General features: G+C 64.8%; 2 protein-coding genes. Both read right to left on the bottom strand.

From position 1 onward, the window contains the following. Positions 1-307: 307 nt before the first annotated feature. Positions 308-715 (bottom strand): hypothetical protein, encoded by a 408-nt coding sequence (locus ACFHWY_RS28485; RefSeq protein ID WP_416583326.1) that lies wholly within the window; start codon positions 713-715, stop codon positions 308-310. Beyond that, positions 712-1,430, bottom strand: a 719-nt coding sequence (locus ACFHWY_RS28490; protein ID WP_416583327.1) for a transposase, incomplete at its 5' end; no start/stop codon positions are given. The genes ACFHWY_RS28490 and ACFHWY_RS28485, both read right to left, overlap by 4 nt.

The following is a 1,430-nucleotide window of genomic DNA, read 5'->3' on the forward strand; positions in this document are numbered from 1 at the left end:
CCGTTATCACCCATTCCGGACAAGCACTCCTGGTGACCGAAAGCTTACTCGGAAGCCCTCAATAACCAGGACCACGGTTCTGATGCCACTTTAAAACGTAACGACACGTCGACAGCGGTTCGGTTTCACTCATCTTCCTGATCCCCACCTGACACCTCTTACGGTGCCTTTTCCACATCGCTCACCACGACGGTCTTCAGCCAACGCAGCATGTGGTGGTTTGAAGCCTCCTCCCGAAAGGCGACTTCGAAGGGCCAAACCTTCATCTCCTGCACAGCATCGATTCCTGAGAGGGTGGTTCGGAGTGTTAGGTCCGTTTCTGGGCGAGGGTGAATACTCCGGGCTCGTCTTCGGTGAGGACCTGGCGGTTGACCATGCGTTTCAGCTTCGCGCGGGTGCCTTCGACGTGTTTCGGTGAGGGCTCGACGCCGAGGGCGAGGCAGATGCCCTTGGCGCGCATGCCGGCGGGCTCGGCACCAAGAACAGCCAGGATCTGCTGGTAGGGGGCGCTGGCGATCGTCGGGTCGTCGGCGGTGAACTCGGCGGCGGCGAGAGTGCGCAGGGTAGTGCGGGTCGTGGCCAGGTCGGCCAGTTCGCCGTCGATGCGGGCGAGTTCGCCGGTCAGCTCGGTGATCTGCTCGCGTAGCCGGTCGGCGTCCTGGCGTGTGGTGGTTTCGCGGTCGGCGATCAGGTCGAGGACCGCGGGAAGGTTCACCGGTGCCGCCAGGAGGGTGTGCTGGTCCCGGTCAGTCGCCGCACGATGTTCGCCGTCGATGCCCACAGGGTTCGTGACACCGAGGATTCTGCTCGGCTCTCGTACTCGCGTGCGAGGCGGCGGTGCAGCATCAACGTGCCGTTGACCTGCTCCACGATCCACCGCTTGCGGATCGGCACGAACCCGGGCTTGGTGTCGGAGCGTTTGACGACCTCGACGTCGACACCCAGGACGGCGCCGTGCAGGGCGAGGTCCTGTTTGAACCCGGCGTCGACCCACGCGCGGGTGACCGTCGGGGTGTGCTCGGTGACCTTGTCGAGCAGCCGGATGCCGATGGCGTTGTCGGTGACCGACGCCGCGGTCACGACGACCGCGATGATCAGTCCCAACGCGTCCACGGCCAAGCCCCGCTTGCGTCCCGGTACCTTCTTGCCGGCGTCCTTACCGGTCGTGGCGGCCGGGACGTGGTTCGCGGCCCGGATCGACTGGGTGTCCAACACGACCGCGCTCGGATCCTCCCGACGGCCGGCCTTTTCCCGTGCCTGGCAGCGCAGAAGATCGTGGATCACCTGGTCGGTGCCGTCGTCACGCCACAGGGCGAAGTAGTAGTAGGTGGCCGACTTCGGCGGCAGGTCGTGCGGCAGGTACGCCCACTGAGGGCTTCCGAGTAAGCTTTCGGTCACCAGGAGTGCTTGTCCGGAATGGGTGATAACGG

The sequence above is a fragment of the Micromonospora sp. LOL_024 genome, from assembly GCF_048060415.1.
Lineage (GTDB): Bacteria > Actinomycetota > Actinomycetes > Mycobacteriales > Micromonosporaceae > Micromonospora.